Origin of the sequence: Paenibacillus sp. NPDC058071, assembly GCF_042885235.1 — a bacterium.
In the GTDB taxonomy this organism is placed as follows: Bacteria; Bacillota; Bacilli; order Paenibacillales; family Paenibacillaceae; genus Pristimantibacillus.
This window is the reverse complement of record NZ_JBHVSK010000011.1, coordinates 25,857-47,962: the sequence shown is the minus strand read 5'-3', so window position 1 is coordinate 47,962 and position 22,106 is coordinate 25,857. Positions and strand designations below refer to the sequence as shown.

The window sequence follows — 22,106 nt, the reverse complement described above, 5'->3', positions numbered from 1 at the left end:
CGGGGGAACAATGGCTAAGGCACATCGTAAATTATCACTGCTCGAAATACTTAAAAGGGTCGTATTTATAACGATCGGGGCGATCCTGATGGGCGTTGGCCTGGAATTGTTTCTCGTTAACAACAGCGTCATCGACGGCGGCATAACCGGTATTGCGATTATGGTTTCGCATTTAACGAATCTTCCGTTAGGCCTCTTTATTCTCATCTTCAACTTGCCTTTCTTGTTTATCGGTTTCAAACAGATCGGTAAAACATTCGCGCTATCCACCTTATACGGCATTATCGTCATGTCGGTGACGACGCAGCTGCTGCACCATGTACACCCGTTCACGGAAGAGAAACTGCTGGCGGTTCTGTTCGGCGGTATTCTGCTCGGTGCGGGCGTTGGCCTTGCGATCCGTTATGGCGGTTCATTGGACGGTACTGAGATCGTTGCCATTCTCGTCTCGAAGAAGATGGGTATGCCGGTCGGCCAGATCATTATGCTCGTCAACGTCTTTATTTTCTCCGCCGCCGGCTTCGTATTCGGCTGGGACTCGGCGATGTATTCGATGGTTACCTATTACTTGGCTACGAAGGTTATCGACATCGTGGTGGAAGGGATCGAGGAGTCGAAGTCGGTCACGATCATTTCGCCGTCCTACGAAGAAATTTCCGAGTCAATCATGACGCGCCTCGGACGCAGCACGACTTACATTCAAGCGAGAGGCGGCTATTCCCGAGAAGAGACACAAATGGTTTATTGTGTCGTGAGCCGTCTCGAGGTGGCGAAGCTGAAGTCGATTGTACAGGAGATCGACCCGCGCGCCTTTATCGCCATTGAGCATGTATCGGATGTTGCGGGCGGCAATTTTGCCAAGAAAGACATCCACTAATTGTTTTATTATGCACAGCACAAAAAAGCAGCGCCATGGAGACTGCGTCCGTAAGGACCGCACCATGGCGCTGTTTTTTTGTTTTGTACGGCTCTTCGAGTTAGCGTGCCATCGTACTATGCTTGCGCTCGTCAGACACAGCGGAAGGATTCCCGCCGCTGCCGACAGACAGCCCCTTATCTTTGACGCCTAGCAGGAACAGCAGTGCGACTACCATGCCTGCGGAGGCGGTATAGAACAATACCGAGTAATTGAACAGATCGACCAGCAGCCCCATCAACGGCGGCGAGACAATAGCGGCGAGTGAGGAGAACAAGTAGTACATGCCGGTGCGTGTTCCAATGCTTTGTTCTTTGCCGAGACCGATTACAAACGGATAGGAGTTAATATTGATCAGCGCCCAGAAAATGCCTCCTGCGAACAGCAGCAAGCGCAGCGGCAGCAGCGAATCGACGAAGGTAATCGCTGCGAACGTAGCGATCAAGCCGATGACGCCGGCCATGATTACTTTTTTCTTTCCGTAGCGATTGCCCAGCCAGCCGGCCGGGATGGCGGCCAACACGAACATGAGCGAGAAGAACGCAAGGGAAAGGGAGGCGTCGCCTTCTTTTAGCCCCAGATGGTGCTTGCCGTACAATGTGAAGAGCGCTTCGACGCCTTGATAGGAAAGAAACCAGAAGAAGACGGCGCATAGCAGAAAAACGGTCGGCCGGGTCCATTCTCCGGAAAAGGAGAAGGCGGCTTTTTCTGCCGGGGCATAAACGAGCGCGTCCCGTTTCTCGCGCACCGACCGAATCAGAATAAGTAAGCAAATGAGCGTCAGCACGGAAGCGGCGGCAAACGGCAGGGCAGAATGGGCCTCGTACAAAACGGACCCAGCTCCAAATGCCAAAATGGAGCCGATCCCGCCCATGAAGTTAATGATCCCATTCGCTTTCGTACGCCGGGACTCGGGCGTCGTATCGGGCATGAGCGCAACGGTTGGGGAGCGATAAAGGCTCATCGACAAATTCATTAATACCATGAACAGAACGAGTGTGATAAGGCTCGTATGCCACGGAATGAGAGCGCCGAACACGGCGGCCAGCGGCATGCCGATGAGGAGATACGGCATTCTTTTGCCGAAGCGGGTGTTCGTTCGGTCGCTGCGGCTGCCGATCCACGGCTGCAGGAACAGGGCGAAGTAGTTATCGATGGTCATCATAAAACCGATTAAAGCGGTGCTGGTTAAAAATTTGTCGAGAAAAAAAGGCACGAACGCATTGTATAAAGCCCACGTAATGCTGATGCTGAAAAATCCGAATCCAAGCAACCATGTTTTTTTCATGCTCGCTTCATTCTCCCTTCGTCCTATCGCATCATTGGCCCATCTCTCGCGATTGCTTAGCTTACTTACAGCAACGCGGCTAGTCGATCCGGGTAATCGGTGATAATGCCAGCGACGCCGCTAGCAATCAGCTTCTTCATCGTCTCGGGGTCATTGACCGTAAACGGATTAAAGACAATGCCTTGCTTCGTCGCTTCTGCTACCCACTCTGGAAGCACCGCATAATAAGGGGCGTGCAGAGTCGTAGCGCCAACCGTTTTCGCATAATTCCAAGGCTCGTATAGTCCTTCCATATATAAAATGCCGGTCGCAATGTCCGGAGCTAGCGACTTGAACGCGACAAGCGAGTAATGATTGAAGCTGGAGACGATGATCCGCTCGCTTAATCCGAAAGCCCTTACAACTTCTACCACCTTTTGCTCCATGCCAGGATACAGCACAAGTCCGTTCTTAAGCTCCAGGTTGATGATCGTATCGCGCTGCCTGACGAAATCGAGCAATTCCTCCAGTGACGGAATGGTCTCCCCGGCGAACGCTTCGCCAAACCAGCTTCCCGCATCCAGCTTTTTCAGATCATTGTAATCGACGTTTGCTACGTAATCATCCAGCCCTGCCGTGCGGCTAAGCTTTTCGTCGTGGATGAGTACGAGTCTGCCGTCCCTCGTCATTTGCACGTCGGTCTCGATACCGGTGGCTCCTAGCGCCAAACCTTTCTCGAAAGCGGCCATCGTATTCTCGGGGCAATAGGCGGAAGCGCCGCGGTGGGCGTAATTGATCGGCTTTGTCATATTCGCTCTCCTTATCATTCCGAATAGAATAAATTAGAACTTATGGTTAAGGCTATCATATACGACATTTGTTATCAGTGTATAGAAAAAATAAAACGAGGGAGTGCCGAATGGAAACGAACATCTTATCCATTTTAGAACCAAAAATTCAGCATGTGAAAAGCGACCGGGGCGAAATCTATCTAGTTGGGCCGATAAATCTGCCCGTCAATTTGGAAGAGGAAACGTTTTTATTCCGTTGGTATTGCTGGCTGCTCTGCAAGGAGGAGCTTGACCGGCTGGAGTCGATTATCGAGAAGCTGTCGTCGGGCAATCTGGCGGAGATGCAGCAGTCCAGTGTCCTAGTATACGGCGATTTTGAACACGCTGAAGAGGCGTACGTCCGAATGCACAGCATTTGCCACACTGGCGATATATTCGGCAGCAAGCGTTGCGACTGCGGCTATCAGCTGCATCAATCGATGAAGATGATCGCGGACAAAGGCGCAGGAGCGCTGTTTTATTTGGCCAATCACGAAGGGCGAGGCATTGGACTGTTCAGCAAAGCGATGGCTTATTTGCTTCAAGAGCAGGGCTACGATACAGTAGATGCGAACCTTAACCTTGGCTTTGTCGACGACTCAAGAAACTATGGGGATGCGATCCGGGTGCTTGGGATGCTGCGGACGAAGCCGGTAAAGCTGATAACAAATAATCCGAAGAAGCTGACTGCGCTGCGGGAAGCGGGGCTTCACGTAACGGATCGAATTCCGCTCTGGGGCGATGTGTCGGCGTACAACGAGAAGTATTTGCAGACGAAAATTAATCGTTCAGGGCATATGGGAAGCGGCTGTCCGGAACAGTAGCTTCTAGCATTTGCACGGCATCACCTCCGTTTTTTTGAACATTGGCTTCATGTTGCTTATAATAAGAGAGAAGTAACTTGTCTCCATATTCGGGAGGCGCTTCTAGGAGGCATCATGATGGAACCGGTTCAAATGGATAAATTCCGCAGATTAAAAAATGAGCTTACCCGCTTTATTATGTTGTATAAGTTCGGGCTTCGGGAATTGGAAACGAAAATTGAAATTTTACAAGAGGAATTTCAACTGCTCCATGAATATAATCCTATCGAGCATACCAACTCGCGCGTGAAATCGCCGGAAAGTATTTTTAACAAGCTGTACCGAAAAAATTGCGAGCTTTCTTTGCCGTCCATACGGTCTAACGTCCGCGATATCGCCGGACTGCGTATTACTTGTTCCTTCGTATCGGACATTTACAAGATTCGAGACATGCTAAGCAGGCAAGCCGATTTAACGATTACCGAAGAGAAGGATTATATCCACGATCCGAAGCCGAACGGCTACCGCAGCTTGCACCTGATTGTCGAGGTGCCCGTCTTTATGTCGGACAGCCAGGAGTCGGTATGCGTCGAGGTGCAAATTCGGACGATCGCGATGGATTTCTGGGCCAGTCTGGAGCATAAGATTTTTTACAAGTACGATAAGGCAGTGCCGATTGGACTGCTGGAGGAGCTGAAAGAAGCTGCAGATTCTGCGGCCGCGCTGGACCAGAAGATGGAGCGGCTGCATAACGAGGTGGCGCAAATAAAGGAAAGCCAGCCGGACGAGCTCGAGGATCTCGTCAAGCAATTAATCGGAGCGGGCAGTCAACTGAAGCTGCCGGCGTCTCTTATGGACATGCTGGGTACGGCGACGAACGAAAAAGAATAACGGCGGCGATTACAAGGGCTGCTTGTGCGGGCGAAAGCTTGCGCAAGCGGCTTTTTTTATTGGCGAAATGGTGTTCTTGATTCTCCTTTTTGACATAGAAGGACTGCTCGTCTTGGACAAAGGGCATAATTTTGCCGAGCAAGGAAAAACTATCCGCAAATGAGAAGCGGTGGTGAAGCAAGCGATGCGCATCCGTTCGAAGAGAAAGACGGACGAATATTTGGATCATATGGCAATCGACGATTTCAAGCATATCCACATCGAAGAGAGCGTGGATGCCAACCGGAAGCTGCTTGAAAATTTGTTTCGGGACAGTTCCGATATCGTCATTCGCGACATTCAAATTGAAAAGGGACCTAAAGCGTTAATTTGCATGGTAGACGGCATGTCGTTCTCTACGCTGGTCGACGAGATGCTGCAAGCGCTCATGATTTTGGAGGGCGGCTCGTTCACGATCGACGAACTGTGCAAGCAGGCGCTGCCGGTCGGGCAGACTCTGCAAGTACAGACCTATTCCGAACTGCTCGTCAATATGCTGGCCGGAGACGTCGCCTTGTTCCTCGACGGGAACGGGACGGCGGTTTGTCTCGGCATGCGTGCAGGCATACGGAGGATGGTATCGGAGCCGGAGACGGAGACGGTCGTACGCGGGCCTCGCGAAGGGTTCAACGAGATCATCCGCGTCAATACCGCTCTTATCCGCGCACGCATCAAGTCACCGAGACTGAAAATGAAGCCGTTCGTGATTGGCAAAGAGACGAACACTTGCGTCGTTTTGGCTTATATGGCCGGCATCGCTTCTCCGTCGCTCATTGAGGAAGCCGAGAGAAGGCTGAACGCCATTAAGATCGACGGTATTTTAGAGAGCGGTTATATCGAGGAATTGATCCAGGATGAGGAATGGTCGCCTTTCCCGCAGCTTCAAAATACGGAAAGGCCGGATACGGTTGCGGCAGGGCTGCTGGAAGGAAGGGTGGCGATTCTCGTAGACGGCACTCCATTTGCATTGATGGCGCCGTTCGGCTTCTGGCAGTGGCTGCAGGCAAGCGAGGATTACTACGAACGTTTTCTCGCTGCGTCATTGACGCGAATGCTGCGAATCGCTTGCCTCTTTCTTTCTTTGCTGACTCCCGCTCTTTATATCGCCGTATCCACCTATCATCCGGAGATGATACCGACCAATCTTCTACTCAGCATAGCGGCATCCAGGGAGGCCATACCGTTCCCGGCCGTAGTGGAAGCTTTAATAATGGAGCTCGCCTTCGAAGCTTTGCGCGAAGCCGGCATTCGACTGCCGCGAACCGTCGGTCAGGCCGTCAGCATATTGGGTGCGCTCGTCGTCGGGCAGGCGGCCGTGCAGGCTGGCATCGTATCAGCAGCAATGGTTATCGTCGTATCGCTGACCGGTATAGCGTCCTTTACTTTGCCTAGATACAATGCGGCCATTTCGATTCGGATGATGAGATTTCCGCTGATGCTGTTTGCGTCTGTTTTCGGACTGCTTGGCATCATTATCGGTGTAGTTGTGATTGTTGTGCATTTATCGAAAATCACATCCTTCGGCGTGCCATATCTGGCTCCAGCCTCACCAATCTCGATGTCGGATTGGAAGGACATCCTGATCCGAGCGCCTTGGAACCGGATGAAGCAGCGTCCGAATTATTTGGGCTCGCAAGACCGGAACCGTCAAAAATGAGGGGAGAGAGGGGCGCTTTAACGTGTGGAGAATAACGGGCATTCTTCGGATTTGGGCGTGCGTCGCTTTATTGCTGAGCAGCGCATTGCTGCTGTCCGGCTGCTGGGACCGACGGGAAATTAACGACGTCGCTTTCGTACTGGGCAGCGGAATCGATTTGACGGACGACGGAAAGTATTTGGTGAGCGTGCTTATTCCGCTGCCTGGCAATATAGGCGGAGCGGTCAGCCTTGGGGGAGGGGGCGGCGGACAGAAGCCTTTTACCATTAAGATCGAAGAAGGAGAGAGCATTAAAGAAGCGATTGATATTATGCAGAACAGCCTACCGCGAACGCTTTTCTTCGGACATCGCCGCATACTGGTCATCGGCGAGAAGCTGGCTCGAACTGTTGGTGCGTCACCGATCATCGATGCGGTAACGCGGCTGCCGGAAAACCGGCTGACCGCTTTTGTCGCGGTTGCGAAAGGATCGGCGCTTGATATATTGAATGCGGACGTGAGGCTGGAGCGCTTTTCCGTGGAGTCGCTAAGGGAGCTGATGCAATCGGAAGCGATCGTGCGCGTTTCTTTAAAGGATATCACCAGCAAGGTGGATGTAATCGGTACGGAAGCATTTCTGCCGTATTTGATCAAAAAAACGACGAAGATCAAAGGACAGGAAGCAGATGATATTGATATCGCAGGCTTCGCTTTGACGCAAGGCGGCATGATGAAGGCGGTCGCTCGAAACGGCGAAGCGAACGGCATCCGCCTGTTAAGCGGTCGATTTCGACCATATCGGGACTCGATCAAGGACGAGAATGGCAATAAGGTTATGCTGGGGATCAATAAAGCGATAGTCAAGGTAAAGCCGCAGCTGGCAAACGGAAAGCTAATTTACCGCATCCAAACACAAATGCAGATCAGTATTAACGAGGATATGGATACGAATCGCAATTACGACGATATTGGACAACGGAGAGCGATCGAAGAGTTGTTCGAGCAAAAAGCGAAAAGCGATATAACGCGGTCCATTGCGCTGATGCAGAAGTATAATTGCGACGTCATCGCTTTCGGCCTATACGCTTACCGCGCTTATCCGGACAAATGGGAGCAGGACTGGAGAGCGAAGTGGGGCGAGATGTTTCCAAACTGCGAATTCGATGTACAAGTAAGAGCCAATTTGTTCCGGATCGGCATGAACCGGGAAAATTTAGCGAAGAAGGAATAAAGATGAATAAAGCCTACATTCTCATTACCATTCTCTTTATCCTCATTTCCTGGAGAAGAGACCGAAAAAGGCTGCCGGCGGCGCCCAGCAAAGTGATATACGGCTTCTTCTTCTGCCTGTCCATTCTGCTGCTTACGATTGACACGATGGATCTGCGCATTTCCATTATGGAAAGCGATACGATTTATTTGATCGTGAAAAACATTATGACGATGATGAAGGGGACGAGTCAATGAAGGATCAAATGAAAATGTCGCCGCTGCAGTTGGCGCTGCTGGTAATCGCGATTCCCGTTGCATCCAATATGGTCAGCTTGCCGATGGCGCTCACGGATGCGGCCAAGCAGGACGCTTGGATCGCCTTCCTAATGCCGATCCCTTATGGCATTTTCATAGCCTATCTGTTCTGGAAACTGTGCGGATGGATGCCGGGCAAAAACATGTACGAAATTGTCCAGCAGGCTTGCGGAAAATGGATCGGGGGGTTGCTGAATGGCATGCTGCTGCTGTTCCTTCTCCTCGATATTATTTCTCAGATTCGGCTGTACAGCGATTTTTTCAGCGCTTCGATTTTGCTGAAGACGCCTCCGGAATATATGGTGCTGGCGACGATGCTGCTGCTTATGTATATCGCTACGGGGACGACGGAGCATTTGGCGAGAGCGAACGTTGTTTTCATTGCGCTGTTCATTCTGATCTATTCGCCGCTGCCCTTTCTTTTTTTGAACGAAATCGATATCACTAAGCTGGAGCCGGTTATGACGCGCGGAATCGTTCCAACTATTCGGGGCGGTATCCTAGCGACGGGTTCTTTCGGCGATATCATCGTATTGGGGGCGTTTTTGCACCATGTACGGAAACCTCGTGATATTTATTTCGCGGTCAAAGCAGGCGTCATTTTCTCCTGCTTCATGTTAACTTTATGGCTATTGTGCGTCGTGAGCGTCATTAGCCCGATGCTAGCATCACGGCTTGCCTATATCGGATGGATTCTTGTGCAGCAGATTCATGTGACCGATTTCTTGGATCGGGTCGATCTCTTTCTGATTTCGTTGTACGTCCCCGTCATCCTGATGAAATTCGGTATTTTGTATACGGCTATTCTTACCGGATTCGCCTCTTATACGAAGAAAAAGAAGTTCGATTTCATCAACATACTTGCCGCTCTTTGCATTGGCATGCTGACGATTCTGCTCTTTAACAATACGGAGGAAGTGACGATGTTCACTAACTTCGGCATTATTCCGATCACGTTCGGCGTTCAGATCGTCTACATCGGCTGTTTGCTCATCGGGGTTGCCTTACGTCGCAAATTGTTCCAGACAAAGGTGATGCCAAGCGAGCAGCAGAACAATTTGTACGGCCTACTAGTATGGCTTAGCCTTATCGTTTGCGCGTCGGCGGTCGTTTTCGGAAGTGTAGCGGGCGGAAGCAGGGGAGTTTACGGCATTATCGCGGGAATCGTCTACGCCTGCTTCCTGCTGCTCGTCGTTTACTTCAGCATAAAAGAATTCGGGGAAATGATGAAACGGCAGGCGCGGGATCACAATAGCGGACGTAATGAATCGATGGGGCGCGGAGATTCAGCTATTTGAGCCTAAATGGATGACGGCACCCGGAGCGAGTCCGGATGCCGTCTTTGAAAACGTATATTTAACCAAAGCCTGCTGCCCCAGCAGTTGGCTTATTCTTTCAATCCCTAGCTGATTCGGCATAACGGGTAATGCCGATCGCTTTGCTGTCATGACTATGACGTAAGCTGCTATCTAGCGGATACATCGCTCATATCGGCGATGCAATGGAATTCTACATAAAAAGCATGCTTTAAAACAACGGAAGCCCTACCTCTCTTCCGTCCTTGCGGCTCCGAAGACCGCGCCAGTGTGAGTCAAAGACTAAAAATCTTACTTCACTGCATGAACGAAAATGGAAATTGACATGAGAGTAGAATGATCTACGGTCGTGGAATTTCAAGAGGGATTGCGGGGTTAAATATTACGTATAAAGGATAGTATACTGCAAATCGAAGTGATTTACAAGAGGAAGAGGAGATTTTAAACAAATGAATGAGTTTTTACCATTTGGTTACGATAGACAAGTAAGTTTCTACACACGTTGTCAGGAGGAGATCTAAAATGCCGGATTGGTTGGAAATATCACTCAGGACGCTCTCGTCGGTCGTCATTTTGTTCCTCATTACAAAGGCGCTCGGCAAAAGGCAAATTTCGCAATTGTCGTTATTCGAGTATATTACGGGGATTACGATGGGCAACATCGCCGCTTATATTTCACTCGACCTCGATAATAACTGGTATTTGGGCATTCTCTCTTTGGCCGTTTGGGTTTCGGTTTCCGTCGGCATGGAGTTTTGGACGCTGCATAATAAAACGGTGCGCGATTTCGTCGACGGACGGGGAACAGTACTTATTCAAAAAGGGATACTGAAGCAAGAGGGTTTGAAAAAAGAGCGAATTACGATTGACGAATTGCTAGAGCAGCTGCGTAAAAAAGACGTGTACCGCGTCGCAGACGTCGAATTTGCCATTATGGAGCAGAGCGGTGAAATCAATCTGATGTTGAAAAAAGAGCATCAGCCGATTACGCCGGCTATGCTGGGATGGCATATCGCGGAAGAGGAGGAGCCTCAAACGGTCGTGATGGACGGCTTGGTGCTAGAGCATGCTCTGGATACAGCCAGCCGGGATCGGAACTGGCTGAAGCGGGAGCTGAAGAAGCAGAAGCTGAAGCTAGAGGACGTATTTCTCGCCCAAATCGACGCCACTGGTCAGTTGTCCGTTCAGACAGGCGAGGTAAGCATAAGCGGCAATCAGCCGAAAAGCCCGAAGGATCAAATTAAGCAATTGTTGCAGCAGTATGAGGACGAGCTGCATATGCTCGAGCAATTTGCCAAAAACGATGACGATAAAATCGACTATCGAAAAGCAATTGAGCAATTGAAGTCGCTGACGCCGCAGAAGCAGCAGCTTTAAAAAAATGACAAAAGCAGAGGCCGAAACGGCCTCTGCTTTTGTTGCCTATTATTAATAGAAGAAACACAATCAAGGGAAGCTGCCAACCGTTTAGATTTGGTTGCACATATATAATAGAAGAGATAATTCTGGAAACCCGCTTATTCGGCGGGAATGACCGATATTCCTTTGCGATTTTTCGCGCGAATTCGTTCATACTCCAAGATTTGCGAAGGCATGACCTGGCCCCCAGCAAATTGATGCTTCACCAAATGGTTGAAGTCTTCCGTCCAAGGAGCAAGCGGACGATTCATCCAAGCTTGCTTGGCGTATTCGTTCAGCTGGTTGACGAAATCCATATTGGCCGAAATATGAACCTCTTGCACCTTTGGCGCGTTTTCCCTAATTCTTCGTGCGATCGTTTGCTTTAATTCCTCGGACAGCTGGTTATGGTCGTTAACGGTAAAATAAGAGTTGTAAGGGGTCACCACTTGCCGATTATCCCAGCGCTTGCTGCCGGTATCGCTGTTGTACACGCCGCGGGCGCCGTTCTTTTGTTCATTGGTGCGTCCTGTGCTCTTCGTTCCGACGGCCGTCCAGTCGAGCGCGATTCCGACATAAGCGTTCTTGTCCGTAAGCATGACAATGGCCGTGCCTACGCCGTTCAGCTGCGTAACTTTGTTGGACAACGTATTGCTGTATTCGAAATGGGTATTGTCGTGCTGCTTCGGATTGCCGGTCGTCGAGCCGAACAACTTGGGACCGAGCATCTTCGGATCGCCGGTCTTACGGCTTCCGTAATCGTAGTCGCTGTGCTGAATGCGTTTTTCGTAACCGCAAGCGGAAAGAACAAGTACCGTAAGCACAAGGAGAAGCAAAGCTCCGGCCGCTCGTTTGTTCATCATAATTATCAGCCTCCATTCGGGCGGTATTAGGAATAGGTTCTGTAGGGAACGATGAAATATACGCGTCTGTTCCATACATAATTGACCATGGTTTTGGTGCACAATGAAGGGTAAGGAATGGGAAGGTGAAAGCGCAAATCAAGTGGCGGAAAGCCCGAAAAACTAACGTTTTTGACAGCTTTGCGAACAATTTGTGAACTCTCTGTGGAACATTGACAAAAAGGGGCTTCAACTTTATATTTAATAAAGTGATTTAAGTTGCAGGAGTTGTCATAACATCTGTGAAAACACGCAGTTTGCCCGCCTTTTAGCGGGATTTGCGAGCTGCGAAAACGTCAAAAGTGGGGTTGATTATTGATGAAACGGTGGCAGTTTGTAAAACGGCTTGCACCGCTTCTGGCCTTGATGGTGCTCGTGCTGTCAGCGTGCGGACGAAGTGACTTGTCCACGTTGAATCCCCAAGGTCCTGTAGCGGAAGAGCAATTCGGATTGATGAAGCTGGCGATTTCAATCATGCTGATCGTGATTGTGGTCGTGTTTGCGATTTCTTTATACGTAATAATACGTTTCCGCAGACGGCCTGGAGACAAGACGATTCCGAAGCAGGTTGAAGGCAGCCACAAGCTAGAGATTATTTGGACCGTTATTCCAATCATTATGCTTATCATTTTGGGAGTGCCGACGGTGCAATCGGTGTTCAATCTGTCGAAGGATTATTCGAAAGATCCTGACGCGGTCAAGGTTATCGTTACTTCGCACCAATACTGGTGGGAGTTCGAGTATCCGGAATACGGCATTAAGACAGCTCAGGAATTGATCATTCCAACGAACAAAACGATTGCGATCGAAGCAAAATCGGCTGACGTTATTCACTCGTTCTGGATTCCGTCGCTTGCCGGTAAAATCGATACGAACCCTGGCGCTAACGTAAATACGATGCATTTCTCAGCTCCAAAAGAAGGCGTTTACTTGGGCAAATGCGCCGAGCTTTGCGGTCCTTCTCACGGGTTGATGGACTTTAAAGTAAAATCGGTGGACGAGTCTTCGTTCGACCGTTGGGTTGCAGCTCTGCAAGAACCGGTTGCGCTTCCTAGCGATCCGGCTATTAAAGAAGCATTCGTCAGCAAGTGCTTGACTTGCCATGCGGTTGGCGACCAAGGCGGTCCTGCATTCCCTAACTTGACAGGTATCGGCAGCCGTGAAACGGTTGGCGGCATCCTCGTCAATACCGATGACAAGAAGTATGCCAACGAAGGCACAACTTACGAGAATCTACATCGTTGGATCGAAGATCCGCAAGCGATCAAACCGGGCAACCAAATGCCGGCCGTCGATTTGACTCAGCAAGAGCTTGACGGCATTGCGAAGTACCTGTCGGAATTGACGCTTGACTACGAAAAATAAATCATCGGTGATTGAAGGAGGTACCTACCTTGGCTCATGGACATACGGTTAAACGCCATACCGGTTTGATGGACTGGTTGACGACGGTTGACCATAAAAAAATCGGGATCTTGTATTTGATCGCCGGAGGCTTTTTCTTCCTCGTCGGCGGATTGGAAGCCTTGCTTATTCGGATTCAATTATGGAAACCGCTTAACGACTTCGTAAGCGCGGATACATACAATGAATTGCTTACAATGCACGGTACGACAATGATTTTCTTGGCAGCGATGCCGTTGCTGTTCGCGCTTATGAATGCTATCGTGCCGCTGCAAATCGGCGCGCGCGACGTTGCGTTTCCTTTCGTTAACGCGCTTGGCTTCTGGACGTTCTTCTTCGGCGCGGTACTGCTGAATGTCAGCTGGTTCACAGGAAGTGCTCCTGAAGCTGGTTGGACGGCGTACGCTCCGCTAGCCGGAACGACTTATTCCCCGTCACACGGGATGGATTATTACGTTCTAGGCTTGCAGATTGCAGGTATCGGTACATTAATCGGGGGCATCAACTTCCTCGTTACGATTATCAACATGCGTGCTCCAGGCATGACATTCATGCGCATGCCGATGTTCACTTGGACGGCGTTCATTACGTCGGCACTGATCCTGTTCGCTTTCCCAGCATTGACGGTCGGCTTGGCCGCTTTGATGTTCGACCGCATTTTCGACGCGAACTTCTTTAATCCGTCGGGCGGCGGCAACAGCGTATTATGGGAGCATATTTTCTGGATCTTCGGGCATCCTGAGGTATATATCCTCATCTTGCCGGCCTTCGGCGTTATTTCCGAAGTTATCAGTACATTCTCGCGTAAACGGTTGTTCGGTTACAGCTCGATGGTCTTCGCTACCATCCTGATCGGCTTTCTCGGCTTCATGGTTTGGGCGCATCATATGTTCACAACGGGTCTCGGACCAGTAGCGAACGCGCTCTTCTCCATCGCAACGATGCTGATCGCGGTACCGACAGGTATTAAAATTTTCAACTGGCTGTTCACGATGTGGGGCGGATCGATCAAGTTTACAGCAGCGAACTTGTTCGCCGTAGGCTTCGTTCCAACCTTCGTAATGGGCGGCGTTACCGGCGTCATGCTGGCAGCGGCTCCGGCCGACTTCCAATACCATGACTCGTACTTCGTCGTAGCGCATTTCCACTACGTTATCGTAGGCGGTTTGATTTTAGGTATTTTCTCCGGCTTGCATTACTGGTGGCCGAAAATGTTCGGACGCATGCTCAGCGAACCGCTTGGCAAACTGACGTTCTGGACCTTCTTTATTGGTTTCCATCTGACGTTCTTCGTCCAGCATTTCCTTGGCTTGCTCGGCATGCCGCGCCGGATCTGGACGTACTTGGACGGACTGGGCTTCAACGAAATGAACCTGATCAGTACGATTGGCGCCATTTTGATGGGTCTGGGCACGATCTTCTTCTTGCTGAACGTAACGATTACTGCGTTCAAACCGAAGAATGCAGCCAATGATCCTTGGGAAGACGGACGTACGCTGGAATGGACGATTTCTTCGCCTCCGCCAGAGTACAACTTCAAACAAACGCCGCTTGTTCGCGGTTATGACGCTTTCTGGAAAGAGAAAATGGATGGCAAGCGCGGCATGACGCCTGCGGAACCGGTTGGTTCGATTCATATGCCATCGCCTTCAATTTTGCCTTTCGTTATGTCGCTCGGCTTGTTCATCACAGGTTTCGGCCTGCTGTACTCCGACGGCACTTGGGGCAAAGTTGCGGGTATCGATACCGGTTATATAGCTGCCGGAATCGGCCTTGTTATTACATTTACTTGTATGGTGCTCCGTTCGGTTAAAGATGACCACGGCTTCCATATCGAGCCTGAAGATCAGCATGACGGGGGGATAAAAGCATGAGTGCACATACGCATGTAGAAGGGCAATTGCCTCATGAGCCCGAAAAAGCGACCCTTGAGGGACGCAATAAAGTGCTTGGTTTCTGGTTGTTCCTTGGCGGTGAAACGGTATTGTTCGGAACGCTGTTCGCAGCGTTCCTGGCTCTCCGCGATCAAGTACTTGACGGGCCTCCGGCTCACGAGCTGTTCCAGCTGCCGCTTGTAGCGATTGCAACGGCTCTTCTGTTGACGTCCTCGCTGACAAGCGTTTTCGCAACGCAAGCGCTGCATCGCCAAAATACGAAAGCTTTAATTAACTGGCTTATCGTTACTGTTCTTCTGGGTCTTGGCTTCCTAGTTCTTGAAATTTACGAGTTCGTGCATTATTTGCATGAAGGCCACGGCTTTACGACGAGCGCATTCAGCTCCTCGTTCTATACTCTCGTAGGCTTCCACGGCGCGCACGTTGCGTTCGGTATCGTATGGATCTCGATTATAATCGGTCAATTGATGAAGAAAGGCCTGACGGTCGTAACGGCTCCGAAAGCATACGTGGCCGGCCTATACTGGCACTTTATCGACGTCGTTTGGGTATTTATCTTCACCGTCGTTTATCTGATGGGAAAGGTGGTTTAATCGTATGTCGAATAACAGCCATTCCGCAGAGGAGACACGTCCTGTCCGTCATAAGTTGGAAGGACCACAAAAAGCGATTGTTTCCTTTATCCTGTCGATTCTTCTTACGCTAATCGCTTTCGCAACGGTTATTTCGGGCGAAATCAATAAAGACTTCATCTACATCATTCTGATGGGCTGCGCGGTTGTTCAAGTATTCGTGCAGATGGCCGTATGGATGCATATGAAGGATCGCGGGCACGCTTATGCGACTATCGGTATTTTGACCGGCGTATTCATCGTATTTACATGCGTCATTATGGCCGAGTATTGGGTTTGGTGGTAAAAGGGCCGTATAATTAAAAAGAGGAGGGTCCCGGGATTATTGGGTCCCTCCTCTTTTGCAAAATTGAAAGGAGCTTCCACAAATGCTTGGCTTACAATATTTCAGCTTTGAGGAGTTGTGGACCCCGTGGTTTCTTTTCGGGATGGCCGCGATTGTCATTCTTTACTTTTATGTCATCGGACCATGGCGGGAGAAGCACGCACCAGATGAACCGAAAGTGACTCTGCTGCAGAAAACGATGTTTGTTGGCGCGGCGGTATTGTTCTATTTGGTGCAGGGGGGACCGTTGAGCCTGCTGGGACACGTGATGTTTACGTTCCATATGGTCAATATGTCAGTTTCCTATCTGATCGTGCCGCCAATGCTGCTGTATTCGATACCGTCTTACGTCTGGCGCCGAGTTTTCTCACACGCCTGGTGGCAAAAACTTCGTTTCTTGATGAATCCGATTTCAACGCTCGTATTATTTAATCTCTTGTTTTCGATCTATCACATCCCGGTCGTACACGACTATGTAATGACCCATTTTGCGCTGCACCGGTTCTACTATAGCGTGTTATTCGTTACCGCTCTTATGATGTGGTGGCAAATTGTTTGTCCGGTACAGGAATGGAACCGGTTGACCGATTTGAAGAAGATGGCTTACGTATTCGCAAACGGCGTATTGCTGACGCCGGCCTGCGCACTTATTATTTTCGCAAGTACGCCGATGTATGCGATTTACAGCGACCCGCAAGTATGGGTTCAAGCGATGGGCTATTGCGTGTCGGGAGACCCTTCGCGGTTGTTGGACATGTTCGAGGGCCCGCAGTTCTTCAATCTGATGGAGGCGACCGAGGATCAGCAGTTGGGCGGAATCGTCATGAAGCTGGTGCAAGAACTTATGTACGGCATTATTTTGTCGTATATCTTCTTCCACTGGTTTAGACGCGAGCATAAAGACGACGAGCTGCCGAATACGAATACCGGTACCGTCTAGCAGGGCGCGATACTGAAGAAAGTCTATTATTTCCGTTAGGTGGGATTCAAGTTGAATTGGTATTTTATATTTCCAACCGTCAGCACCTCTTTTATCGTTATTAGCGCCGTGCTTGTCGCGTTCGGCTGGCGGCTTGCCGTTCAGCGCAAATTGGAATCGCATAAAAAGGTGATGATCGCGGCGGCGATCGCGGCGATTCTATTCTTTATTATTTATGCGTCCCGAACTGTTCTAGTAGGGAACACAACGTGGGGCGGACCGGAAGGTTTGAAGCTTTACTATCATATTTTCCTGTACTTCCACATCGTCATGGCGACTGTAGCGGCTGTATTTGGCATTACGACGCTGACGCTGGGCTTCAAGGAAAAGTATTCGAAGCATCGGAAGTGGGGACGCGTGACGTCGGTGATTTGGTTTGCTACGGCGATTACTGGCGTGATCGTTTATGTTTTGCTTTACTTATTGTATCCGGGCGGCCACACGAAGCCGATGATCGACGCGATTTTTGGACTGTAAAACCAACGACTTCATTACAGCATTAGGAAACCGGCTTTGCTAATTGGGAATTTGACATTCTCAATTAGCAAAGCCGGTTTTTTTATTTGGACTTTCGGTGGATGCCGTTCAATTACTCGATTCGATGCCCATAACCTTGTTCGTACCCAGATAAGCAAGACGTGTCAGTTGTATGGACATATAACGCGGCGAATAGACCATTTGCTGATCAAACCACTTATGGATAAGACCAAGAATGGCGGAGGTTATATAATCGAGAAAAATATCAAGCGGAACAAGCATTTTTTGCTCCATGTTCAAACTAGATGTCCGATGATAATGGCTTTCCCGAATCACTTCGTACAGCTTAGCATTAATGAATTCTCCGTTCTTGTCGAACATGATCCGGTAAAATCTCTCATGGTCGGAAAAATGCTGAAACAGCGCCAGCAAATAAGTGTCGGGTTCTTCATTTTCACCGGAAGTTGTATGGTTAGCATTAGCAGAATTCATCGATTCCTGAAGAAGCGTCAATTTTTCCGCGATCATCGTAGCAATAAGTTCTTCTTTATCCTGATAGTGCAAATAGAAAGTGGAACGATTAATATTAGCTGCCTCCGTGATATCGCTAACCGTTATCTGTTCTATGATTTTAACGGATAGAACTTGCAGCAATGCCTCTCTAAGGATCATTTTTGTTCTTAAAATTCTGCGGTCATTCAGCTTTTTCTCAGACACTATAGCACCTCTTAATCTATAAAATAGGGTTGAACAACAAATAGACAGGAATCCATTATTTGTTGCATAAAAAACATATTTAATTTTTGTGTATTTTACATATTTTTATTACAAATGTGGATTTCAAAGAAAAAACGGTTATTTTAAAACTGTCCAACATTTAATAAATAATCATCAACTATTATTATTCCGTTGTTTATACATTAAAAACAATAATAATGATGCTTGTAACGTTAATCCAAATTGCTATAATGATAGCATAAAAACCAACTAATTTAATAGGAAAAATATAATTTAATCAAAAGGAGTTTCCGCCATGACCGAGTCCTTATTAATAAGCAGCACTGATTCCAATGTATTCGTAATTAAAGCCATTGAATTGTCTAAGCAGCTAGCCGTTGACGCAGCAAAGAGGGATCGAGAAGGCGGGGCGGCTTATGAGCAACTGAATCTCCTTAAGGACAGCGGGTTGCTAAAAGTCATTGTCTCTCCAAAATACGGAGGAGACGGACAACCATGGTCCGTGGTGCTTCGTATTGTGCGTGAGCTTGCCAAAGAGGATGCCTCGTTAGCTCATTTATACGGATTTCACACACTTAATATTTTGGCAGCCAGATGGAACGGTACGGAAAAGCAGCAGGAATATTTGGAAACCGGCACTGTGTGCCACAATTGGTTCTGGGGCAACTCGGTGAACTATTACGATCGCAGATTGACTGGCAAGCGGGAAGGAGATGGCTACCGCATTCACGGGGAAAAAGGATTTTCTTCCGGATCGCCGGGATCTGACCGTCTCGTAATCTCATGGAGGGACGAAGCGGATGATTCACTTTTATTCGCTGCCATTCCGACGGATAAAGCCGGCATAACCGTTCATGACGATTGGGATGGTATCGGCCAACGGCAAACCGGTAGCGGGACCGTACAGTTTAACCAGGTGTATATCGATAAAGGAGAACTGCTTGATTCCAAAGAGAGGATTCACTTGCCTTACGCCACATTAACACCGATCTTATCCAAAAGCGTGCTCACAAACGTATACGTCGGGAGCGCATTCGGCGCGATAGAGGCCGCTAAGGAATACACCGTTAATCATACTCGTCCTTACATAGCCTCTGGCGTAGATAAAGCGATTGAGGACCCTTGGATTAAAAGGCAGTATGGCGAATTATGGATACAAGCTGTCGCGGCTGCGAGTCTTACCGACAACGCGATTGCCGTACTGGATTCAGCGTGGAACAAGGGAATGTCTCTGACGGAGCAGGAGAGAGGGGAAGCGGCCGTCATCGTTAGCGCGGCGAACGTGCATGCGGGAAATACTGCGCTGGAAGTGACCAGCCGGATATTCGAGGTCATGGGGGCGCGTTCGGCGACAAGAAAGAACGGATTCGACAGATTTTGGCGCAACGTTCGGACGCATACCCTGCATGATCCGGTTGAATATAAATTGCGCAGCGTAGGCGATTGGGTACTTACAGGCGCTTATCCATCTACACAATATAGCTGACAAGGGAGAAAAAATGACGATGTCCTCTAGAGGAATCAAATTTATCAATAGCTTTAACGACGGAAGAAACGTATGGCTGGAAGGAAAACGAGTTGAACAGTTTCAGCATCACCCCGCGTTTAAAGGAACGCTGCAGAGCATTAGCCGACTGTTCGACATGCTGGATACTCCAGGCGAACAAGATGAGGTAGGATTTTTGAAGCCGGATGGAAGCTACGCCCACAGTTCATTTTTGGTGCCTTATTCGCGAGAGGAGCTAGCGGCCAGAAGCCGTGCTTTTCATCGCTGGTCCAAAGAAACCAATGGAATGATGAGCAGGCTGTCCGATTATGCCAGATCAATGATAACCGGATGGTACGGCGCAAGGAAACAGCTTGGTCAGTTGGATCCTCATTTCGAGTCAAAGATAACGGCTTATTACAAGGAAGCCCGCGATCAAGACTTGTTCCTGACGACAGCTATCCTCGACCCTCAGATTAACCGGGCGAATGGGCTGGAGGATGAAAAAATTGCGGAGCGTTTCCTTCATGTCGTTCGGGAAACAAGCGAAGGCATTGTCGTTCGGGGGGCCAAAATGATTGCGACGGGAGCGCCGTACACCCATGATTTCGTTATTTTTTCTTTGCTGCAGTTTAATCGTGATCAGGCGAAGCATGCACACGTGCTTATCGTGCCGGCGAATTCCCCAGGGCTGCATATTGTCTGCAGGGAATCATTTGCTGACAATCGCTCGAAGGAACATATTCTAAGTTCGCGTTATGAGGAAATGGATGCTGTGCTGTTTTTCGACGATGTGCTAATCCCTTGGGAACGCGTTCTCTTACACGGCAATGCCGATGCGGTATTAAAGCTGAGAGAAAACCGGACAGCCAATTCGCTTGCGTATCATCAAACGGCCGTGAGAATGGTGGCGAAGCTCGAATTTATAACCGGAGTTACGATGGCAGTTGCCGAATCGATCGGCGTAAACGGTTTTCTCCACATTCAAGAAAAGCTTGGCGAGTTGCTGACACAGGTCGATTCGGTCAAAGCGCTTGTCTACGCGTCCGAAGGCCATGCGGCCCCTGATGCCGACGGCATCTACGTGCCAGACATTTCTTATATCCATACTGCAAGAAATATGGGAACTAAATTTTATCCGCGAGCTGTCGAGATTCTCCAACAAGTCGGGGGCGGCGGGTTCGTACAAACCCCATCAGGCATGGAAGATTTCTACGGCCAGATCTCGAAGCAGATGCATCTTTATTTCGAAGGGGCAACCGTAAGCGCGGAGAAAAAAGTGCAGCTGCTGAAGCTGGCTTGGGATTTGATCGGCAGCTCGTTTGGTTCCCGCCATGAGCTATACGAGCGATTTTATGCCGGAGACCCTATTAAGGGCCACGCCTTGCAATATTTAAACGCAGATCATTCCTTTTTCACCGGGCCGGTGTGGCAATTAATCAAGGAAGGGAGTAAGCACTGATGAAATGGTTTTGGTTTATACCGACATCTCCAACTGATGAAACTTACTTGTCTTCTTCAATAGAGGCGATCCCCGTCGATTACGGGTATTTGTCCAAGCTGGCTGGCCGACTTGACGAGTTGGGCTACGAAGGCGCGTTGATAGCTACCGGGAAAGTATGGGAAGACGCATGGGTCGTTGGTTCAGCGCTGCTTCCTTTCACGAAAAGACTGAAGTTTCTAATCGCTGCAAGACCGGGATTGATGTCTCCGACGTTAGCCGCGCGAATGGCTTCCACTTTCGATCGTCTCTCGGGCGGCAGACTTCTCGTCAACGTTGTAACCGGAGGGGACCCTGCTGAGTTGGCGGGCGACGGGCTATTTCTGGATCATGATGCCCGTTACGAATTGACGGGTGAGTTTCTTCACATATGGAAGCAAGTTATCGGAGGGCATAAAGTTACGGCAAGCGGTACGCATATCAGCGTTAATGAAGCTGAACTTCTGTATCCGGCTGTGCAGTCTCCTTCCCCGCCGCTTTACTTCGGCGGTTCCTCGGAAGCGGCAATGGCCGTCGCTGCTCGTCATATCGATGTTTATCTGACCTGGGGAGAGCCTCTTCCGGCAGTGGAAGCCAAAATAAAGCGGATGAGGACGCTGGCTGAAGAGCAGGGCAGAACGATTCAATTTGGCATTAGACTGCATGTGATTGTCAGAGAAACAGAAGAAGAAGCGTGGCAAGCCGCTGACGAGCTTATTCGATATGTAGATGACGAAACGATTGAAAAAGCGCACAGCAAATTCAAATCACTGGAATCAGAAGGGCAGCGCCGGATGACGGAGCTGCATGGAGGAAAGCGGGATTCGCTTGTTGCCGGGCCTAATCTTTGGTCGGGCATCGGCTTGGTATGGGGAGGCGCAGGTACAGCATTGGTCGGAAGCGCCGAGAATGTAGCGGCCAGAATTCGCGAGTATGAGGCCTTAGGAATCGATAGGATCATTTTATCCGGTTATCCGCATTTGAGAGAAGCGGAGCGTGTGGCCGAGCTGCTGTTTCCTTTACTGGACCATTCTGCTCAAACGCTGCAGCGTTAAAGGAATAGGCATGAAAGGGGTGATGCCAGACGAAGGTTTAGCGCAGCATTCGAGGAAATGACCATACTTTACCTAAAGTTGAATTAGTCCTCTGTAGAAGCTGATCCTTG

21 protein-coding genes are annotated in these 22,106 nt (G+C 49.4%); 17 read left to right on the top strand and 4 right to left on the bottom strand.

Features of this window, described 5'->3' with window-relative positions:
• Nucleotides 1-10 precede the first annotated feature (10 nt).
• The gene (locus ACFVTB_RS18415) at nt 11-877 is read left to right on the top strand and encodes a YitT family protein (RefSeq protein ID WP_387752202.1); all 867 of its coding nucleotides are present in this window, start codon (nt 11-13) and stop codon (nt 875-877) included.
• 100 nt (nt 878-977) lie between these two features.
• Here ACFVTB_RS18415 and ACFVTB_RS18410 read toward each other — a convergent pair whose 3' ends face one another.
• Complete coding sequence (locus ACFVTB_RS18410; protein WP_387752200.1) at nt 978-2,204, bottom strand: SLC45 family MFS transporter; 1,227 nt, start codon at nt 2,202-2,204, stop codon at nt 978-980.
• A 65-nt stretch (nt 2,205-2,269) separates the two neighbouring features.
• Nucleotides 2,270-2,992, bottom strand: coding sequence for a glycerophosphodiester phosphodiesterase (locus ACFVTB_RS18405; RefSeq protein WP_387752197.1), 723 nt, complete (start codon nt 2,990-2,992; stop codon nt 2,270-2,272).
• 110 nt (nt 2,993-3,102) lie between these two features.
• Here ACFVTB_RS18405 and ACFVTB_RS18400 point away from each other — a divergent pair, with 110 nt between their 5' ends.
• The 7 genes from ACFVTB_RS18400 to ACFVTB_RS18370 all read left to right on the top strand — a co-directional run bounded on the left by ACFVTB_RS18400 (nt 3,103) and on the right by ACFVTB_RS18370 (nt 10,602).
• Complete coding sequence (locus ACFVTB_RS18400; protein ID WP_387752194.1) at nt 3,103-3,837, top strand: GTP cyclohydrolase II; 735 nt, start codon at nt 3,103-3,105, stop codon at nt 3,835-3,837.
• A gap of 114 nt (nt 3,838-3,951) precedes the next feature.
• Nucleotides 3,952-4,707, top strand: a complete 756-nt coding sequence (locus ACFVTB_RS18395; RefSeq protein WP_387752191.1) for a GTP pyrophosphokinase — start codon at nt 3,952-3,954, stop codon at nt 4,705-4,707.
• Between the two features lie 172 nt (nt 4,708-4,879).
• Nucleotides 4,880-6,403, top strand: a complete 1,524-nt coding sequence (locus ACFVTB_RS18390) for a spore germination protein (RefSeq protein WP_387752189.1) — start codon at nt 4,880-4,882, stop codon at nt 6,401-6,403.
• A 22-nt stretch (nt 6,404-6,425) separates the two neighbouring features.
• The gene (locus ACFVTB_RS18385) at nt 6,426-7,613 is read left to right on the top strand and encodes a Ger(x)C family spore germination protein (RefSeq protein ID WP_387752187.1); all 1,188 of its coding nucleotides are present in this window, start codon (nt 6,426-6,428) and stop codon (nt 7,611-7,613) included.
• A gap of 2 nt (nt 7,614-7,615) precedes the next feature.
• On the top strand, nt 7,616-7,849 hold the full coding sequence (locus tag ACFVTB_RS18380) for a hypothetical protein (RefSeq protein WP_387752184.1): 234 nt from the start codon (nt 7,616-7,618) through the stop codon (nt 7,847-7,849).
• Nucleotides 7,846-9,207, top strand: coding sequence for a GerAB/ArcD/ProY family transporter (locus tag ACFVTB_RS18375; RefSeq protein ID WP_387752182.1), 1,362 nt, complete (start codon nt 7,846-7,848; stop codon nt 9,205-9,207). The genes ACFVTB_RS18380 and ACFVTB_RS18375 overlap by 4 nt, the downstream gene beginning before the upstream one ends.
• Before the next feature lie 540 nt (nt 9,208-9,747).
• Nucleotides 9,748-10,602, top strand: coding sequence for a DUF421 domain-containing protein (locus tag ACFVTB_RS18370; RefSeq protein ID WP_387752179.1), 855 nt, complete (start codon nt 9,748-9,750; stop codon nt 10,600-10,602).
• A 140-nt stretch (nt 10,603-10,742) separates the two neighbouring features.
• Here ACFVTB_RS18370 and ACFVTB_RS18365 read toward each other — a convergent pair whose 3' ends face one another.
• The gene (locus tag ACFVTB_RS18365) at nt 10,743-11,486 is read right to left on the bottom strand and encodes a hypothetical protein (RefSeq protein ID WP_387752177.1); all 744 of its coding nucleotides are present in this window, start codon (nt 11,484-11,486) and stop codon (nt 10,743-10,745) included.
• 354 nt (nt 11,487-11,840) lie between these two features.
• Here ACFVTB_RS18365 and coxB point away from each other — a divergent pair, with 354 nt between their 5' ends.
• The 6 genes from coxB (at nt 11,841) to ACFVTB_RS18335 (ending at nt 17,237) form a co-directional block, all read left to right on the top strand.
• A complete protein-coding gene (coxB, locus tag ACFVTB_RS18360) occupies nt 11,841-12,890 on the top strand; it encodes a cytochrome c oxidase subunit II (protein ID WP_387752175.1) in 1,050 nt (349 codons plus the stop codon).
• Between the two features lie 29 nt (nt 12,891-12,919).
• Nucleotides 12,920-14,803 (top strand): cytochrome c oxidase subunit I, encoded by a 1,884-nt coding sequence (ctaD, locus tag ACFVTB_RS18355; protein WP_387752173.1) that lies wholly within the window; start codon nt 12,920-12,922, stop codon nt 14,801-14,803.
• Entirely contained in the window at nt 14,800-15,417 is a 618-nt protein-coding gene (locus tag ACFVTB_RS18350; protein WP_387752170.1) for a cytochrome (ubi)quinol oxidase subunit III, read from the top strand. The genes ctaD and ACFVTB_RS18350 overlap by 4 nt, the downstream gene beginning before the upstream one ends.
• 4 nt (nt 15,418-15,421) lie before the next feature.
• Nucleotides 15,422-15,742: a cytochrome C oxidase subunit IV family protein gene (locus ACFVTB_RS18345; protein WP_387752167.1), complete on the top strand. Its 321-nt coding sequence runs from the start codon at nt 15,422-15,424 to the stop codon at nt 15,740-15,742.
• An 82-nt stretch (nt 15,743-15,824) separates the two neighbouring features.
• Nucleotides 15,825-16,721 (top strand): cytochrome c oxidase assembly factor CtaG, encoded by an 897-nt coding sequence (ctaG, locus tag ACFVTB_RS18340; RefSeq protein WP_387752165.1) that lies wholly within the window; start codon nt 15,825-15,827, stop codon nt 16,719-16,721.
• A gap of 51 nt (nt 16,722-16,772) precedes the next feature.
• Nucleotides 16,773-17,237, top strand: a complete 465-nt coding sequence (locus ACFVTB_RS18335; protein ID WP_387752163.1) for a DUF420 domain-containing protein — start codon at nt 16,773-16,775, stop codon at nt 17,235-17,237.
• Nucleotides 17,238-17,345: 108 nt separating this feature from the next.
• Here ACFVTB_RS18335 and ACFVTB_RS18330 read toward each other — a convergent pair whose 3' ends face one another.
• Nucleotides 17,346-17,954, bottom strand: coding sequence for a TetR/AcrR family transcriptional regulator (locus tag ACFVTB_RS18330; RefSeq protein ID WP_387752161.1), 609 nt, complete (start codon nt 17,952-17,954; stop codon nt 17,346-17,348).
• 316 nt (nt 17,955-18,270) lie between these two features.
• On the opposite strand from ACFVTB_RS18330, the gene ACFVTB_RS18325 reads away from it, so the two are divergent.
• From ACFVTB_RS18325 to ssuD, 3 genes are read left to right on the top strand one after another with little or no spacing between them, the layout of a single operon-like run.
• On the top strand, nt 18,271-19,461 hold the full coding sequence (locus tag ACFVTB_RS18325; RefSeq protein WP_387752158.1) for an acyl-CoA dehydrogenase family protein: 1,191 nt from the start codon (nt 18,271-18,273) through the stop codon (nt 19,459-19,461).
• 19 nt (nt 19,462-19,480) lie between these two features.
• Entirely contained in the window at nt 19,481-20,923 is a 1,443-nt protein-coding gene (locus ACFVTB_RS18320) for a 4-hydroxyphenylacetate 3-hydroxylase family protein (protein WP_387752155.1), read from the top strand.
• Complete coding sequence (gene ssuD / locus ACFVTB_RS18315) at nt 20,923-21,996, top strand: FMNH2-dependent alkanesulfonate monooxygenase (protein WP_387752152.1); 1,074 nt, start codon at nt 20,923-20,925, stop codon at nt 21,994-21,996. Before ACFVTB_RS18320 ends, ssuD begins: the two co-directional genes overlap by 1 nt.
• Nucleotides 21,997-22,106: the final 110 nt, after the last annotated feature.

Bases quoted from the DNA above. Each gene is read 5' to 3' on its own strand.
- ACFVTB_RS18400 (WP_387752194.1), top strand. From the start codon at position 3,103: ATGGAAACGAACATCTTATCCATTTTAGAACCAAAAATTCAGCATGTG.
- ssuD (WP_387752152.1), top strand. From the start codon at position 20,923: ATGAAATGGTTTTGGTTTATACCGACATCTCCAACTGATGAAACTTAC.
- ACFVTB_RS18405 (WP_387752197.1), bottom strand. From the start codon at position 2,992: ATGACAAAGCCGATCAATTACGCCCACCGCGGCGCTTCCGCCTATTGC.
- ACFVTB_RS18375 (WP_387752182.1), top strand. From the start codon at position 7,846: ATGAAGGATCAAATGAAAATGTCGCCGCTGCAGTTGGCGCTGCTGGTA.
- ACFVTB_RS18395 (WP_387752191.1), top strand. From the start codon at position 3,952: ATGATGGAACCGGTTCAAATGGATAAATTCCGCAGATTAAAAAATGAG.
- ACFVTB_RS18320 (WP_387752155.1), top strand. From the start codon at position 19,481: ATGTCCTCTAGAGGAATCAAATTTATCAATAGCTTTAACGACGGAAGA.
- ACFVTB_RS18410 (WP_387752200.1), bottom strand. From the start codon at position 2,204: ATGAAAAAAACATGGTTGCTTGGATTCGGATTTTTCAGCATCAGCATT.
- ACFVTB_RS18345 (WP_387752167.1), top strand. From the start codon at position 15,422: ATGTCGAATAACAGCCATTCCGCAGAGGAGACACGTCCTGTCCGTCAT.
- ACFVTB_RS18365 (WP_387752177.1), bottom strand. From the start codon at position 11,486: ATGATGAACAAACGAGCGGCCGGAGCTTTGCTTCTCCTTGTGCTTACG.
- ACFVTB_RS18350 (WP_387752170.1), top strand. From the start codon at position 14,800: ATGAGTGCACATACGCATGTAGAAGGGCAATTGCCTCATGAGCCCGAA.
- ACFVTB_RS18415 (WP_387752202.1), top strand. From the start codon at position 11: ATGGCTAAGGCACATCGTAAATTATCACTGCTCGAAATACTTAAAAGG.
- ctaG (WP_387752165.1), top strand. From the start codon at position 15,825: ATGCTTGGCTTACAATATTTCAGCTTTGAGGAGTTGTGGACCCCGTGG.
- ACFVTB_RS18370 (WP_387752179.1), top strand. From the start codon at position 9,748: ATGCCGGATTGGTTGGAAATATCACTCAGGACGCTCTCGTCGGTCGTC.
- ACFVTB_RS18380 (WP_387752184.1), top strand. From the start codon at position 7,616: ATGAATAAAGCCTACATTCTCATTACCATTCTCTTTATCCTCATTTCC.
- ACFVTB_RS18325 (WP_387752158.1), top strand. From the start codon at position 18,271: ATGACCGAGTCCTTATTAATAAGCAGCACTGATTCCAATGTATTCGTA.